10 protein-coding genes and 2 pseudogenes are annotated in these 14,459 nt (G+C 67.0%); 3 read left to right on the top strand and 9 right to left on the bottom strand.

Going from position 1 to position 14,459, the window contains the following annotated elements; genetic code table 11:
* From ACFE77_RS14180 to ACFE77_RS14170, 3 genes are all read right to left on the bottom strand, one after another.
* Positions 1–412 (bottom strand): family 1 glycosylhydrolase (locus ACFE77_RS14180; protein WP_375422296.1); only part of this gene is annotated, 412 nt, incomplete at its 3' end.
* The gene (locus ACFE77_RS14175; protein ID WP_375422295.1) at positions 412–1,242 is read right to left on the bottom strand and encodes a family 16 glycosylhydrolase; all 831 of its coding nucleotides are present in this window, start codon (positions 1,240–1,242) and stop codon (positions 412–414) included. The genes ACFE77_RS14180 and ACFE77_RS14175, both read right to left, overlap by 1 nt.
* 27 nt (positions 1,243–1,269) lie before the next feature.
* On the bottom strand, positions 1,270–3,087 hold the full coding sequence (locus ACFE77_RS14170; RefSeq protein WP_375422294.1) for a DUF885 family protein: 1,818 nt from the start codon (positions 3,085–3,087) through the stop codon (positions 1,270–1,272).
* Positions 3,088–3,289: 202 nt separating this feature from the next.
* Between ACFE77_RS14170 and ACFE77_RS14165 the strand changes: the two genes are divergently transcribed.
* Entirely contained in the window at positions 3,290–3,631 is a 342-nt protein-coding gene (locus ACFE77_RS14165) for an SWIB/MDM2 domain-containing protein (protein WP_375422293.1), read from the top strand.
* Between the two features lie 62 nt (positions 3,632–3,693).
* On the opposite strand, the pseudogene ACFE77_RS14160 reads toward ACFE77_RS14165, so the two are convergent.
* The 3 genes and pseudogenes from ACFE77_RS14160 to ACFE77_RS14150 form a co-directional block, all read right to left on the bottom strand.
* Positions 3,694–4,787 (bottom strand): annotated as a pseudogene (locus tag ACFE77_RS14160) (aldose epimerase family protein).
* A 19-nt stretch (positions 4,788–4,806) separates the two neighbouring features.
* On the bottom strand, positions 4,807–7,371 hold the full coding sequence (locus tag ACFE77_RS14155; RefSeq protein WP_375422292.1) for a TonB-dependent receptor: 2,565 nt from the start codon (positions 7,369–7,371) through the stop codon (positions 4,807–4,809).
* Between the two features lie 120 nt (positions 7,372–7,491).
* On the bottom strand, positions 7,492–9,084 hold the full coding sequence (locus ACFE77_RS14150) for a sulfotransferase (protein WP_375422291.1): 1,593 nt from the start codon (positions 9,082–9,084) through the stop codon (positions 7,492–7,494).
* A gap of 55 nt (positions 9,085–9,139) precedes the next feature.
* Here ACFE77_RS14150 and ACFE77_RS14145 point away from each other — a divergent pair, with 55 nt between their 5' ends.
* Positions 9,140–10,429, top strand: coding sequence for an amino acid permease (locus tag ACFE77_RS14145; RefSeq protein WP_375422290.1), 1,290 nt, complete (start codon positions 9,140–9,142; stop codon positions 10,427–10,429).
* On the opposite strand, the pseudogene ACFE77_RS14140 reads toward ACFE77_RS14145, so the two are convergent.
* Positions 10,401–12,028 (bottom strand): annotated as a pseudogene (locus ACFE77_RS14140) (phytoene desaturase family protein). The gene ACFE77_RS14145 and the pseudogene ACFE77_RS14140 overlap by 29 nt on opposite strands.
* Positions 12,025–13,215, bottom strand: coding sequence for an aromatic ring-hydroxylating dioxygenase subunit alpha (locus ACFE77_RS14135; RefSeq protein WP_375422289.1), 1,191 nt, complete (start codon positions 13,213–13,215; stop codon positions 12,025–12,027). The pseudogene ACFE77_RS14140 and the gene ACFE77_RS14135 overlap by 4 nt, the downstream one beginning before the upstream one ends.
* A gap of 48 nt (positions 13,216–13,263) precedes the next feature.
* Here ACFE77_RS14135 and ACFE77_RS14130 point away from each other — a divergent pair, with 48 nt between their 5' ends.
* Positions 13,264–13,854 (top strand): TetR/AcrR family transcriptional regulator, encoded by a 591-nt coding sequence (locus tag ACFE77_RS14130; RefSeq protein ID WP_375422288.1) that lies wholly within the window; start codon positions 13,264–13,266, stop codon positions 13,852–13,854.
* A gap of 164 nt (positions 13,855–14,018) precedes the next feature.
* On the opposite strand, the gene ACFE77_RS14125 is transcribed toward ACFE77_RS14130, so the two are convergent.
* Positions 14,019–14,459 (bottom strand): M20/M25/M40 family metallo-hydrolase (locus ACFE77_RS14125; RefSeq protein ID WP_375422287.1); only part of this gene is annotated, 441 nt, incomplete at its 5' end.

The following is a 14,459-nucleotide window of genomic DNA, read 5'->3' as shown; positions in this document are numbered from 1 at the left end:
CGCAGATGAACATCTCGTTGACCGGCGTGTAGATCTGCACCCAGGGAAAGCGTTCCGCGAAGGCACGCGCATAGGTGCAGAACCGCTCGGCGAAATCGGGGTTTTGGAAGTTGCCGAGCCATTCGGGAATGCCGAAATGGCAGAGATCGACGATCGGCACGAGGTTGCGGCGGCGTAGCTCCGCAAAGCTCAGATCGGCGAATTCCCAGTCATAGTTGCCGTCGCCGAGCCAGGTCTTGTGGATCGGCGGGCCGTAGCGGAGGAAGCCGATCCCCATCTCCTCGACCAGCTCGAAATCGCGTCGCCAATGCTTGTAGTGGCCGCAGCTTTCCATCTCGTCGACGCGGGTGCGGCCGCCGTTGATCATCGGCACGCTGTTCTCGATGCCGGTCGCGAACATGAAGGTCGTCATTACTTGTCCCCGCCGCTCGACCAGAAGCGAACATAATCGACCGTCATCTGCTGGGGCAGGGCGGCATCATCGATCCCCTTGGCGCCACCCCAGTCGCCGCCGACCGCGACGTTGAGGATCATCTGGTAGGGACGCGTGAACGGCCATGCCGCCGCGCCGCCGGGTTGGTCGTTGGCGACGCGCATATAGGCGCGGTCGTCAATGCCGATCAGGATCGCATCGGGTCGCCAATCGAGCTGGTAGCGGTGGAAGTCGGTACAGGCGGTGGCGACGGTAAGCTGCGCGCCGCGCTGGGTCTTCCTGGCGTGATTGAACGCTTCGGTGTGGAGCGTCGCATGGGCCACGTTGGGATCCCAGCCGACCATCTCCATGATGTCGATCTCTCCCGCCGCCGGCCATGGGCCGCTCGACGGGAGCATCCAGATCGCTGGCCAGGTGCCGCGGCCGCAGGGCAGCTTCGCGCGGACTTCGTAGAAGCCGTAACCGAACGAGGCCCGGCTGACGAGCTTTGCGGCGGTATAGGCCTGCCCGCCATAGTCGGGGACGCGCGCCTTGGAGAGCTTCTCCGCGCGCGCCTCGATCACCAGCGAACCGCCGGCGACCGTCGCGTTGTCGGGACCGTAATATTGGCGCTCGTTATTGTACCAGCCCTCGGCATTGCGCGACGTGTCGAACCGCCATTTGCCGGTGTCGACCCGCGTACCGTCGAAGTCGTCGACGAAGGTCGGCTTGCCGGCCGGCGCCGCGATCGGCGTGTCGACGCGGTGATCAGTCGCGCCGAGCGTCGCGGTCGCACCCACGGCCTGCGCCGCCAGCATCATGAGCAACATCGTCTCTCTCCTAATCCGGCGCCGCGATCACCCACGCGGTTGGCCGGCGATCCAATCCGCGATCTTGCGTTCGAGTACCGGCATCGGCATCGCGCCGGCGTCGAGCACCGCGGCATGGAACGCGCGCGGATCGAAGCGGGTGCCGAGCGCCGCCTTCGCCTGCGCCTTCAGCCGTAGGATCGTCAGCTGCCCGATCTTGTAGGCGAGCGCCTGGCCCGGCATCGCGATGTAGCGTTCGACCTCCGCGGTGGCGTCGGACTTCGGCATCGGTGAGTTGGTGAGCATGTAGTCGATCGCGCGCTCGCGGCTCCACCCCTTGGCGTGCAGGCCGGTGTCGACGACCAGCCGCATCGCGCGAAGCATCTCGTCGTTCAGCCCGCCCATCCGCTGGTAGGGATCGCTCTCTACGCCGAGCTCGCGGTACAGGCTTTCAGTGTAGAGCGCCCAACCCTCGACATAGGCGGTGTTGCCGCCGAAGCGGATGAACGCCGGCAGCGCGGTATTCTCCTGAGCAAGGCTTACCTGGAAATGATGTCCTGGCACCGCCTCGTGCAGGTACAGCGTCTCCATACCCCAGAGGTAGCGGTTCGGCAGGTCGTAGGCGTTGTAGTAGAACACGCCGGGGCGGCTGCCGTCGGGCGTGCCGGCATCGTACGACCCTGCCGCAGCCGATTTGGCGCGAAAGTCCGGAACGGGGCGGATCTCGAGCCTGGTCTTGGGGATCAGCGAGAATTGTTCGCGGATCCGCATGTCGACGCGGCGCCCGATCGCCTCGTATCCGAGCCGAACCTCCTCCGCCGTCTTCGGCTGGAAGCGGGTGTCGGTGCGCAGGAACTGGAAGAAGTCGGGCAGCGTACCGGTGAACGTCGCGGCGGCCTTCTGCGCCTCCATCTCGCGCAAAATGCGCGCGACCTCGCTGAGGCCGAGCTGGTGGACCTCTTCGGCCTTCAGCGGCAGCGTGGTGTTGCTCTCGATGCGATAGGCGTAATAATCCGTGCCGCCGGGCATCGCCGACAGTCCGACGGACTCCCGTGCCTTGGGCAGGTATTCGGTCGCGAGGAAGGCGCGGATCTTGCGATGCGCGGGCATGATGACGTCGCGGATCTGCGCGGCATAGGCGGCTTTCAGCTGTGCCTGCTCACCGGCCGGGACGGTCGCCGGAAACTTGGTCACTGGCTGGTAGAAGGTCGATCCCTCGACGCCCTCCGCGATCAGATTGTCGAATTGTTCGATCATGTTGCGCACGGTCAGCTTCGGCAGGACGATGCCTTGCGCCATGCCGTCACGGAAACGCGCGATGACCCGGTCGTATAACGCGGCATAGCCGGCGTTGCGGGTGAGGTTGTTGCGATAATCGGCGACGGTCTTGAACGGTGCTGCGCCCTTGCCCGATGCGAAATCGGGGTAACCGGTCTGGATGCCGTTCATGTGATCGATCGGCATCGCACGGCGGATCTTGAGGTTGGCGGGCGCGAACCCGCGTAGCGCGGTCTGCTGTTCGTTGCGGAACACGTCGTAGGCGACCCGATCGATCGGGGTCAGCTTGGCGCGGTCGATCGCCGCCAACGCCGCAAGATCGCCCTCGAGATCGCGGCGCTGCTGCTCGTCGCGCGCGTCGCTGAGATAGTCGCCGAACCGATCGGCATAGCGCAGGTCGCCGCGGTAGATCGCGCCCATCGGATCGAGCTTCAGGCCGCGCTCGTCGCTGTCCTGGAACAGCTGCTTCAGTCGCGCATCTTCGGGTCCATCACCCGGCAGGGGCGCGGCGGGGGAAGGAGCCTGGGCGGAGAGCGACGCGGTGGGGGCGGCAAGCAGCAGGAGCGCGGTGGCGATGGTCAGGCGCATGGATTCTCCGTAACGGCGGGATGGCGTGTAGGGATGTCTAGCAGCGGGAAACCACGTCGCGAAAGGGCGCGCCGCGCGCCGCGAGATGATTGCGCGAACGAACTAATCGTGCGCGGCGGTGGTTCACCGGCGACAAATCGCGGAATGCCGCGTTATAGCTGCCGTGCTCGTCGTGAATCGAGCAAGTAATAGGGAGATCAGAATGGCACGGTCGGCAGAAACGCGCGGCAAGGACGAGACCAAGGCTGCAGAGAAGAAGGTCAAGGCGACCGGCAAGCCCGCAGGCGGCGCGCGCGGCGGCATCACCGCGCCGGTGACCCCTTCGGAAGACCTGGCCGGGATCGTCGGCAAGGCCGACCTGCCGCGTAGCGAGGTCGTTAAGAAGGTCTGGGAATACATCAAGAAGAACGACCTTCAGGACGCCAAGGATCGGCGCCAGATCAATGCCGACGACAAGCTGGAGAAGATCTTCGGCAAGAAGTCGGCGAGCATGTTCGAGATGAACAAGTATCTGAGCGCGCATTTGACCGCGCCGAAGGCGTAAGTGGCAACGGGGCGCCCCGACGGGGGTGCCCCACCGCGGCGCTCAGTTGCTGACCTGGCCGGTCAGCGTTCTGTGAACAGCTTGTAGACCATGGTGTTGCGGTATTCTTCGCCGGGATTGAGCCGCGCCGACGGGAAGCCCAGCTGGTTCGGTGCGTCGGGAACAATTGCGGCTCCATGACGAAAGCGTCGCCCATCCGGTACAGATGGCCGCCCTTGCCGACGATCGTGCCGTCGAAGAAATTGCCCGAATAGAATTGCAGTCCGGGCTGGTTCGACCACAGTTCGAACCCGCGGCCCGACACCGGCTCGACCACGCGCGCCATCATGTGCTGGGTCGCAGTGACCGCTTCGCCAATGACCCAATTGTGATCATAGCCGCGGCCGTGAGCGATCTGCGGATCGCCCGCATCGCGCACCCGGTCGCCGATCGCGGTCGGCTCGCGAAAGTCGAAGGCGGTGCCGGCGACGTCGACATGCTCCCCGATCGGGATCAGCGTCGCGTCGGTCGGTGTGAAGCACTTCGCGGGGATCGTCACCATGTGACCCATCGCGCCGCGGGGTGAGCCGACCCCGGCCAGGTTCCAATAGGCGTGGTTGGAGATGTTGACGACGGTCGTGCGGTCGGTCGTCGCTCGATAGTCGATCGTCAGCCGGTCGTCCTGATCGAGCGAATAGGTGGCAAGGGTCGTCAGCGTGCCGGGATAGCCCATGTCGCCGTCGGGGCTGACGTGGCGAAGCGTCGCCGACGCGGCGGGGCCATCGGCGACCTCGGTGATCTCCCACAGCGCCTGGTCGAAACCTGACGTGCCGCCGTGGAGCGAATTGGGGCCGTCGTTTACCGGCAGCTGATAGACGCGGCCGTCGAGGGTGAAGCGGCCGTTCGCGATCCGGTTCGCGATGCGCCCGACCGTGGCACCGAAGAACTCCGGCTTGGTCAGGTAACCGTCGATCGTGTCGTAGCCGAGCTGAACATCGGCGCGCTCGCCCTGCTTGTCGGGCATGATCAGCGCCTGGAGCGACGCACCCAGTGCGATCACGGTGGCCGAGATCCCGCGTCGGTTGGTAAGCGTAACCGCAGGCACGGGGCGCCCGTCGGGCATGCGTCCGAAGATCTTGCGTTCGGCCTGCGCGCGGTCCGGGCCCGCAGTGTTCATCGCCACGTCAGCAGCTCACCTAGAACTTCGCGCCCGCCCGAACCCCGATCGTGCGCGGGGTGACCGGCACGATGTAGGGCCGCTGATAGCAGGAGCCGCATTGCTGGAAGCGGGTGATCTCGGCGCGTTCGTTCCAGACGTTCTGCGCGAACAGCTCGAAGGTGAAGTTGCCGGTCTCCGCACCGACTGCCACGTTGCCGGTGGTGAAGCTGCGCAAACGTCCCAGTGCCGCGGCCGGATCGACCACTTCGCCGGTGCCTGCCGAATAGACCGCCCTGCGGATGTCGGACGCGGCCGAACTCTGGTGCGCGACGAGCCCTTGGAGATAGCCGCGGGTGCCGGCGCCGAGCGGTACGGTGTAGCGCGCGGTGCCGCTGATCTTGAAGCGCGGCGTTATCGGCAACCTCGTGCCCGCGGGTGCCGACACGATGTTGGGTGCTCCGCTCGCGATCGTGCCGTCGCAGACATAGTTGGCGCGCGCCTCCAGGCAGAGATCCTGTCGGGTGACCGCGTCGGTATAGGCGCCCGAGGCGGTCAGCGTCAGCGGGCCGGTGCTGAGGTTGATGTCGCTTTCGATGCCGCGGATGCGCGCATTGGGGCCGTTCTGGATGACGGTGAAGCTGTTCTCGCCAAGGAAGGCGAATTGGAACTTGTTCCAGTTCTGCTGATAAACCGCACCGTTCCAGCGCAGCAGGCCGCCCGCCAGCGTCGTCTTCCACCCCGCCTCGTAATTGGTGAGAAAATCGGCGCCGTAGTCGGTGACGTCGCCGCGGCGGTTGATGCCGCCCGGGCGGAAGCCGCGCGACCAGGTGCCGTAGAGCAGGATGTCGTCGGTCGGCTTCCACGTCAGGTTGAAGCGGTAGGTCGCGCCCTGGCCCTCGGTCTTCTTGGGGTAGAGCTTGCCGCTCGCGAGCGTCGCGAGGTTGGTGCAGAAACTGCCCTTCACCGCCGCCGGCAGGAACTGATCGGTGTTGCCGCCGTCGAGATAGGCGTCGCGGAACACCTGGCCGTTCTGGAGGTAGCAACCGGCGACCCCGGTGCGCGACGATCCCGCGGCGTTGAACGGGAAGGCGGTGTACGGGCGCCCGTCATCGGGATCGACGCCGGGATTGCGGCCGAAGCCGAAGAACCCGATCAGTGAATTATCGTAGATGTACGCGCGCCCGCCGCCCGTGAACGTGAGGTTCGGTAGCAGGTCGAAGCTCGCCTCGCCGAAGACCGCATAATCCTTGTCGACGCGCTTCTGCTGGGTCAGCCACAGCGTGCCCGGCGAGCCGTTTACCGACACCTGTGCGCCGAGGTTCGGGATCGTATAGTCCTGGTGGATGAGGTTGCTCTGCCGCTGGTAGAAGGCACCGGCGACGATCCGGAAGCGATCTTCGGCGGGCGACGCGACGCGCAGTTCCTGGCTCAGCTTGCGGAAGTGATCGGTGGCGAGGACGTTCTGGCGCGGGTCGATCGTGTTGCCGGCATTGTCCTGATAATAGAAATAGCCGGCCAGCCCGCCGACCGATGAATAGAGCGAGTCATAGGCTTCGGAGTAATCGGTATAGTCGGACGACGAGGCGGTCCGCCGGTCGAGATAGGCGCCGGCATAGGTCACGTCCCAATTGCCGACCTTGCCCTCGATCGTCATCGCCGCCTGGACGAAGCGGTCACGGCGGTACTCAGGATAGAAGCGCTGGACGTCGAGGTCGCCGACCTTCGGGTCGAAGCCATAGCTGCCGTGGCTGCGCAGTTCCTGGTAGAGGACGGTCGGCGTGACGGTCCAGCTGTCGTCGAGATCGATCTTCAGCGCGGCGCGGCCGCCCCAGGTCTCGGTATCGTTGTAGTTCTTTTCGACGAACTCGTCGTTGTCGACGGTGAGCCCGCCGATGAAGCTGCGGCTGCCCGGCACATTGTCGATATAGCCGCCGTCGCGCTGATAGAAGCCGACCACGCGCAGCGCCGCGGCGGAGGACAGCGGCATGTTGATCATGCCGTCCAGCCGACCGCCCATGCCGCCGTCGGTAATCGTGTTGAGCTCGCCGTCGACGCGGCCGTAGAAGCCCGAGGTGTCGGGCTTGTTGGTGATGATGCGGATCGTTCCGGCCTGGCTGGACGCGCCGTATAGCGTGCCTTGCGGCCCCGATAGGCTCTCGATCCGAGCGATGTCGTAGATGTGGACGTCGAGCGTGCCGCCGATCGTCGTCACCGGTTGTTCGTCGAGATAGGTGCCGACCGAGGGCAGCGAACCCGAATGGTTGCCGTCGCCGCCCGACGCGACGCCGCGCATGTAGACGGTGGTGACGCCGGGCTGCGCGGTCTGGAACGCGACCGAGGGGAGCAGCTGGGTATATTCGTTAAAGTTCGTGATGTTGAGCTGATCGAGCCGCCGGGTGCCGATCGCCTGGATGCTGATCGGCACGTCCTGGATATTCTCATCGCGCTTCTGCGCGGTGACGACGATGTCGTCCTGCGTGTCGGGGCGCGCGGTGTCGTCGGTGGGCGGGTTGCTGGTGGTCGCGTCCTGCGCCCAGGCGGGCGTCACCGCAACCGCGGCAGAGGCGAGGAGTACCGCAGCGAAACGGCGGCTGAACGTCATGACCATGTGATCCCCCGATCGGCCTGTTATCGGTCGCGATGCTGGGTCGTGGCGCAATAAAGGTCAATCTGCGCTGGAGCGGATCGTAACTTCGTTAACCGTCGTGGCGCAATTGTCACATCAGCCAAAAACGGGCGCGTCCGGGTAGGCGGTGATCGTGTCGCCCAGCGCCTGCTCCAGCTCGCCCAGCCGGTCGGCATAAGGGCGCCAGGCGTCGTTCCCGGTGCGGAAGATTGGCTGGCGCACCTGTTCGGAGCTGGCGGTGCGAACCGCGCGGTCGGTCTCGTGCGGGGTTAGGCAGGCGGGTTCGAAGGCGAGGGTGTTGGCGGCGAGCAGGCGGCGCACCTCGCCGTCGACATCCTCGACCAGCCGTTCGTGGATGACGCGGTGGATGCGCCCGGGCTGCGCGGCGTCCATGTGCGCCATCAACCGGACGTAATCGCGATAATAGCGCCCCATGTCGGCTAGCGAGTAGCTGAACGCCTGTCCGCGCGCGAAATGCTGTTTGAAGTTGGAGAAGCAGCAGGCCCGCGGCTCGCGCCGGGCGTCGATCACCGTCGCATTGGGCAGGATCAGCCGGATCAGCGCGACATGCGCCCAGTTGTTGGGCAGCTTGTCGACGAAGAAGGGGCGATCGGTGCGGCGCTGTACGGCGGCGCGGCGCAGATATTCCTCGCCCATGCTGCGTGCCTGTTCGGCGGTTATGCTCGTGAGACCGGCAGGATAGTCGGTCACCTGCCGCGCCACCGCGGGCAGATCGGGGAGTTCGGTCGTGCCCTCCACCTGACTGTGGCTGGCGAGGATCTGTTCGACGAGCGTCGATCCGGCGCGGGGCATGCCGAGCACGAAGATCGGGTCGGTCGATGCGCAGCCCCAGCCGGTACGCTCCGCGAAGAAGGCGGGGGTGGCGAGCGCGACCAAGTCGTCGACGAAGCGTTCGGTCTCGTCCGCGTCGTAGACGATCTTGGTCCGGCGCAGCGCGTTGCTGGCGACGTAGTGATCGAAGGCGCGATCGGTTTCGCGGCGGTCCTCCCACGCCTTGCCGAGCGCGAAATCGAGGTGGAAGCGGTCTTCGTCGGTCAGGTCTTCGCGGGTGAGGGCGGCTTGCATCGCCGCGATGTCGGCATCGTCGAAGCGCACCGTCTTCAGGTTGGCGAGGCTCCACCATGCTTCGCCGAGATCGGGGCGGAGCCCGAGCGCGCGGCGATACGCGGCGACCCCGTCCGCCTGCCGGCCCACGGTCTTGAGCATGTGGCCGTAGCTCATCCAGACCTTGGGCTGGTCCGGCGCGCGATCTAGCACGCCTTCGTAGAGCGTGATCGCGGCCTCGAACCCGCCCAGCCGGCCGAGCGCCGCTGCCTTCAGATTGGCATGGCCGGGATGATCGGGCTCCTCGACAAGCAGGCGGTCGAGTTCCTCGAGCGCATCCACCGGCCGGTTGAGCCGATAGAGCACGATCGCGAGGTTCGCGCGGGCTGCGGTGAAGCCGGGCGCGAGTTCCAGGGCGCGGCGCAGCAGGGTTTCCGAATCCTTGTATCGCCCCAGCCGCCCGGCGAGTTCGGCAAGCATCCTGATCGCGCGGGCATCGAAGGGGTCGCGCTTCAGATGCTGCCGAAGCAGCGGCTCGGCGATCTCCAGCCGATTGTCGTGGAGCGCCAGCGCGGCATCGACGAGGCCGATCGGCCAGCGGGGGATCGAAGGGGAAGATGCCATCTGCCGCGCAGAAACCATGTGGCGCGCGGCCGATCAAGATGTACGTCGGCGGGACATGACGAGCACGACCGATCGCGCGGCCAAGCCGCTGGGCTTCTGGCCGGTATTGGCGCTGGTGGTCGGCAATATGGTCGGATCGGGGATCTACCTGTTGCCCGCGACGCTGGCGCCGCTCGGCGCGAATGCGATGCTGGGCTGGGGTGCGACGATCGCGGGGGCACTGTGCCTCGCCTTCGTCTTCGCGCGGCTGGGTGCGGCGATGCCCGTTGCGGGCGGACCTTATGCCTTTGCGCAGGCCGCTTTCGGACCGGCGGCAGGGTTCGCGACCGCGTGGAGTTATTGGACGCTGATCTGGGCGGGGAACGCCGCCGTGGCGGTGGCGGTGGTGAGCGCGCTGAGCCTGATCGTGCCGTCTCTGGCGACGCATGCAGCACTCGCCGCCCTGGCGCTGATCTGGTTGCTGGTCTTGGTAAACATCAGGGGCGTCGTGCTGGTCGGGCAGGTGCAACTGGTGACGACGCTGCTGAAGCTGATCCCGCTGGTCGGCGTGATCCTGCTGGCCGCCTGGTTGCTCGGCGGCGGCGAGGCGCGGGTCGCGGCATCTCCTGTGGCGATCACGCCGGGCGCGATCGCGGGGGCGGCGGCGCTGACCTTCTGGGGGTTCCTCGGCGTCGAATCCGCGACGGTGCCCGCCGACAAGGTCGCGGATGCCCGGCGGGTGGTGCCACGCGCGACGCTGATCGGCACTGTGCTGGCGGGCGCGGTCTATCTCGCGGTGACCGCCGCGATCACGACGCTGATGCCGACCGCGGATGTCGCGGCGTCGCCGGCGCCGGTGGCGGCGTTCCTCGACACCAGGTTGGGGAGCGGGACCGCTGCGGTGGTGGCGCTGTTCGCCGCGGTGAGCGCGTTCGGGACGCTCAACGGGTTCATCCTGCTGCAGGGCGAGGTCTGCGGCGCGATGGGGCGGGGCGGGGTGTTCCCCGCGTGGTTCGGCAAGGTCGGTCGCAACGGCACGCCGGTGCGCGCGCATCTGGTGTCGGGCGTGCTGGTCACGATCGTGACGCTGCTCAATTATGCGCGCGGCATGGGCGATCTGTTCCAGTTCATCGCCTCGGTATCGCTCGCCGCGGGCATGCTCGCCTATTTCGCGAGCGCGCTGGCGGCGATCCGGCTGCTGCCGGACGATCGGCCGCTGACAATCGTCGCGGGCATTGCCGCCGCGTTCGTGGCGTGGCTTTCCTGGGGACTAGGCGGCGAGGCCAACCGGTGGGCGCTCGCGATGCTTGTCGCGGGCGCCCCGGTCTACCTGCTGGTCAGGCGCGGCGCAGAAAGCGGCCGATGACGCTGCGGTCGGCAAGGATCGCGTGCGCGGCATTATGGCCGGGCGCGCCGGTCACCCCGCCGCCGGGGTGGGTGCCCGATCCGCACATGTAGAGCCCCTGGATCGGCGCGCGGTAATCGCCATGGCCCAGCACCGGCCGCGCCGCCCAGAGCTGGTCTAGCCCCATCTGGCCGTGGAAGATGTCGCCCCCGATCAGCCCGAACTTGCGTTCGAGATCGAGCGGCGAGTGGATCTGCCGCGCGATGATCGAACCCTTGAAGTTGGGCGCGTGTTCGGTGACCGTGTCGATGATCAGGTCGGCGGCTTCCTCGCGACAATCGTCCCAGGTCCGCGGCTTGCCATCGGGGCCGGGGGGCAGATCGGGCGCGAACTGCTGGCAGAACAGGCTGGCGATGTGCATGCCCGGCGGGGCGAGGCTGTCGTCGACCGAGGTCGGCAGCTTCATCTCGACGATCGGTTTCTTCGACCAGCCGAACTGGCGCGCATCGTCGAACGCCTGGTCCATGTAGTTCATGCTCGGCGCGATGATGATGCCGGCGGTGTGGTGCTCGGCCTTGTCGCGGCCGCGCAGCACGCTGAAATCCGGAAGCTCGCTGAGCGCGACGTTCATCCGGAAAGTGCCCGAGCCGGTCTTGAAGCCCTTGATGCGGCGACGGAAGTCGTCGGGAAGGTCGGACGGGTCGACCATTTCGCGATAGAGCATCGCCGGGCCGACATTGGCCGCGACGATCGGCGCGACGATCTCCTCGCCGCTTGCGAGGCGGACGCCGCTCGCCTTGCCGCCGTCCACCAGCAGCTTGTCGACCGGTGAATCGAGGCTGATCTCGACGCCCTCGTCGATGCACGCCGCAGCCATTGCCTGGGTGATCGCGCCCATGCCGCCGACCGAATGGCCCCAGGCGCCGAACTTGCCGTTCACCTCGCCGAAGACGTGGTGGAGCAGGACATAGGCGCTGCCATGGGTGGAGACGCCCGCATAGTTGCCGACCACCGCGTCGAACGCGAAGGCCGATTTCACGTGATCGTTCTCGTACCAGCCGTCGAGGAAGTCGCGGGCGGATTTGGTAAAGACGTCGAGCAGGTCGCGCTGCGCCTCGATGCTCATGCGCGACAGCGGCCAGCCCTGCCGCCCAGCGGCGAATAGCGCGGGCAGCCCGCTGCCGACATTCGGCGGCGCCTTCAGCGCGAGATCGCGAAGGACCTGCGCGACCTTTTCCAGCGCGGCTTCATACGCGGGGAACGCGTCGGCACCTTTTGCGAGAAGCGCGCGAACTCGGCCTGGGTGCGGGCAGTGCCGCCGCCGAGCTTCAGATAGTCGTTATCGAACGGGAAGAAGTTCGAGATCGTCCGTTCGATGATCCGGAAGCCGCGGTCGTGCAGCTTCATGTCCGCGATCACCTTCGGCCGGAGCAGGCTGACGGTGTAGCTCGCGGTGGAGTTGCGGAAGCCGGGGTGGAACTCCTCGGTAACCGCCGCGCCGCCCACCACGTGGCGGCGCTCGAGCACGCGGACCTTCAGCCCGGCGCGCGCGAGATAGAAGGCGCAGACCAGGCCGTTATGCCCGCCGCCGATCACGATCGCATCGTAGCGCGCGGTCATGCCGATGCCCTGACGCTGCGTGGCGCACGGCTCCACCCCGGCGGGGGCGGGCGGTGGAGTCGCGCCTCGGGAACGCGGTCACGGATCTTGGCTGCGAAGCTGCGCAGGCACACTTCGCTGCGGCCGATCGGCCCGGCGGTGTAGCTGCGCGAGGCCATGCCCTGCTGGACGCGTTCGATCAGGCGGGTGTCCTCTGCGTTGACGACGCGGTTGATGCGCCAGTTGGCATAGCGCGCGAGCTTCATCTCGCGGCGGTCGTCCGGCAGCGCGAAGCTCATCTCGCGCAGGAGCGACGTCGTCGGCGTCAGCGGCAGCCACTGCATGAAGTCGATCTGGTCGGCATAGATGTCGAACGCCATGTTCGGCCACAGCTTGAAATATAGCCACAGCCGCTGGTTGGCGGTGGGCAGATGATCCGCGACCGGGAGATGCGTCTGGTAGAAGCGCTCCCAGAAATCGGTCGAGGCGCGCTCGGCCAGATAGCCCGACATCTTGTCGACATAGGGCTGCGCCTCGATCGCATAGCTGCGCCCGAACAGCCGCGAAAGGCCGTCATGCGCGACCGGGATGTGCAGATTGTCGGAATAATTGTCGCCGACATTCTTCCAGTTCACCTGTCGTTCGCGCGTGCGGATCGGGGCGAGCGGCCGTACGTCCTCGAAGCGGTAGGGCGCGACCTCGTGATCGTAGGGCGCGAACATCTCGGCGACCGACGGCCCCCCGTCGTCGGCCAGCCGCACGAAGACGAAGCCGCGCCAGCTATCGACCTCGACCGGCACCAGCCCCGTGGCGGCCAGGTCCAGCGCCGGGTAATCGCGCCGCATCGGTACGCCGCTCAAGCGGCCGTCGAGTTCGTAGGTCCAGGCATGGTAGGGGCAGACGAGCTTGCGGGTGCAGCCGGCGGCGCCCTCGACCAGCCGCATCGCGCGGTGGCGACAGACGTTGTGGAAGGCGCGCACGACGCCGTCATCGCCGCGCACCACGACGATGCTCTCGCCGAGATATTCGATCGTGCGCCAGTCGCCGGGTTCGGCGAGTTCGCCGGCATGGCACACGATCTGCCAGGAGGGGCGGAGGACGCGGTCGAGCTCGACCGCGTGATATTCCGGATCGGTGTAGAGCCAGGCGGGCAGGCTCCAGTCGGCGTCGGGATCGGCCTGCGCGAGATCCAGATAGCGCTGCGCCATGACGTCCCCCCGGTTGCTTGTTGCACATTCGTATAATAGCGTTCGGCGATGCGCAAGTTCGAACGCGTCGAGACCGAAGCCCGTCGTGCCAGCCTGATCGAGGCGACCGCGCGCGTTCTGGCGCGCGACGGTGCTGCCGGGGCGTCGGTCCGTGCGATCGCGGCGGCGGCGGGGGTGTCGCCGGGGCTGGTCACGCATCATTTCGCGAGCGTCGATGCCCTGGTCGCGCGCACCTATGCCGATGTCGGTGAGCGGGTGGCGGCGGCGCTGAGAGCTGCGACGGCGGCGGCGGGTGACGATCCGCGGGCAAGGCTGGAGGCGTATGTCGCCGCCAGCTTCGCGCCACCGATCGCGGACCCCAGCCTGCTCGCGACCTGGACCGCGCTATGGAGCCTGACCCGCAGCAACGCCGCCGTCGCGACCGAGCACGACCGTTCCTATGCGGCGTATCGGTCGGAGCTGGAGACGCTGCTGACCGCATGCGGCGTTCCCGCGGGCGAGCTGCGGCTTACCGCGCTATCGATCGCGGCGCTGGTCGACGGGCTGTGGCTGGAGCTGTGCCTCTCGCCGACCGGCTTCACCGCAGAGGAGGCGCGCACGGTGGCCTCGCGGCACGTGGCGCATCTGCTTGGTGGTTGAGCAGCCTCACGTCGTTGATCCTAGGCTCCGTCACCCCGGTCTTGATCGGTGTTCATCCACGTCTGACGATTAGCCCGTGTGTCCCCGCGAAGGCGGGGACCCAGTACTGGGCTCCCGCCTTCGCGGGAGCACAAGTAAGTCGGGTGGCGTCGCCCAGTCCGCGCCTACCGCGCTAGATCGGTCAGCAGCGAGCGATAGTAGACGATCGACGGCGCGATCGACGCGATCGGCGTGCGCTCGTTCAGGCCGTGGCTGAAATCGTCCGACTCCTTCATGAACACCGGGCTCGCGCCATAGCTCGGGACGTGGTGATAGCGGAACCACATCGAGTCGCTGGCACCCGCGGCCATGCTCGGGAACACCGGGACGCCGGGATAAGCCTTGCCCATCGCGCGCTCGACCGCCTTCACGAAGTCTGGCCGCATCGGCGAGGCGTCGTTCGCGACCGAGCCTTCGGTGACGTCGGTAAAGGCGACCGCGGGATCGGCGGCGGCGGTGCGTAGTACCTCCATCACGGCCTTTGGCGCGACGCCGGGGAAGATCCGGCAATTGATGTTCGCGGTCGCGCGCTGCGGCAGCGCGTTCTCGGCATGCCCGCCCGACAC

The sequence above is a fragment of the uncultured Sphingomonas sp. genome (assembly GCF_964243315.1).
In the GTDB taxonomy this organism is placed as follows: domain Bacteria; phylum Pseudomonadota; class Alphaproteobacteria; order Sphingomonadales; family Sphingomonadaceae; genus Sphingomonas.
Note: the sequence above shows the minus strand (reverse complement) of the source record. Positions and strands in the feature narration are given on the sequence as shown.

Bases quoted from the DNA above. Each gene is read 5' to 3' on its own strand.
- ACFE77_RS14175 (WP_375422295.1), bottom strand. From the start codon at position 1,242: ATGTTGCTCATGATGCTGGCGGCGCAGGCCGTGGGTGCGACCGCGACG.
- ACFE77_RS14170 (WP_375422294.1), bottom strand. From the start codon at position 3,087: ATGCGCCTGACCATCGCCACCGCGCTCCTGCTGCTTGCCGCCCCCACC.
- ACFE77_RS14165 (WP_375422293.1), top strand. From the start codon at position 3,290: ATGGCACGGTCGGCAGAAACGCGCGGCAAGGACGAGACCAAGGCTGCA.
- ACFE77_RS14155 (WP_375422292.1), bottom strand. From the start codon at position 7,371: ATGACGTTCAGCCGCCGTTTCGCTGCGGTACTCCTCGCCTCTGCCGCG.
- ACFE77_RS14150 (WP_375422291.1), bottom strand. From the start codon at position 9,084: ATGGCATCTTCCCCTTCGATCCCCCGCTGGCCGATCGGCCTCGTCGAT.
- ACFE77_RS14145 (WP_375422290.1), top strand. From the start codon at position 9,140: ATGACGAGCACGACCGATCGCGCGGCCAAGCCGCTGGGCTTCTGGCCG.
- ACFE77_RS14135 (WP_375422289.1), bottom strand. From the start codon at position 13,215: ATGGCGCAGCGCTATCTGGATCTCGCGCAGGCCGATCCCGACGCCGAC.
- ACFE77_RS14130 (WP_375422288.1), top strand. From the start codon at position 13,264: ATGCGCAAGTTCGAACGCGTCGAGACCGAAGCCCGTCGTGCCAGCCTG.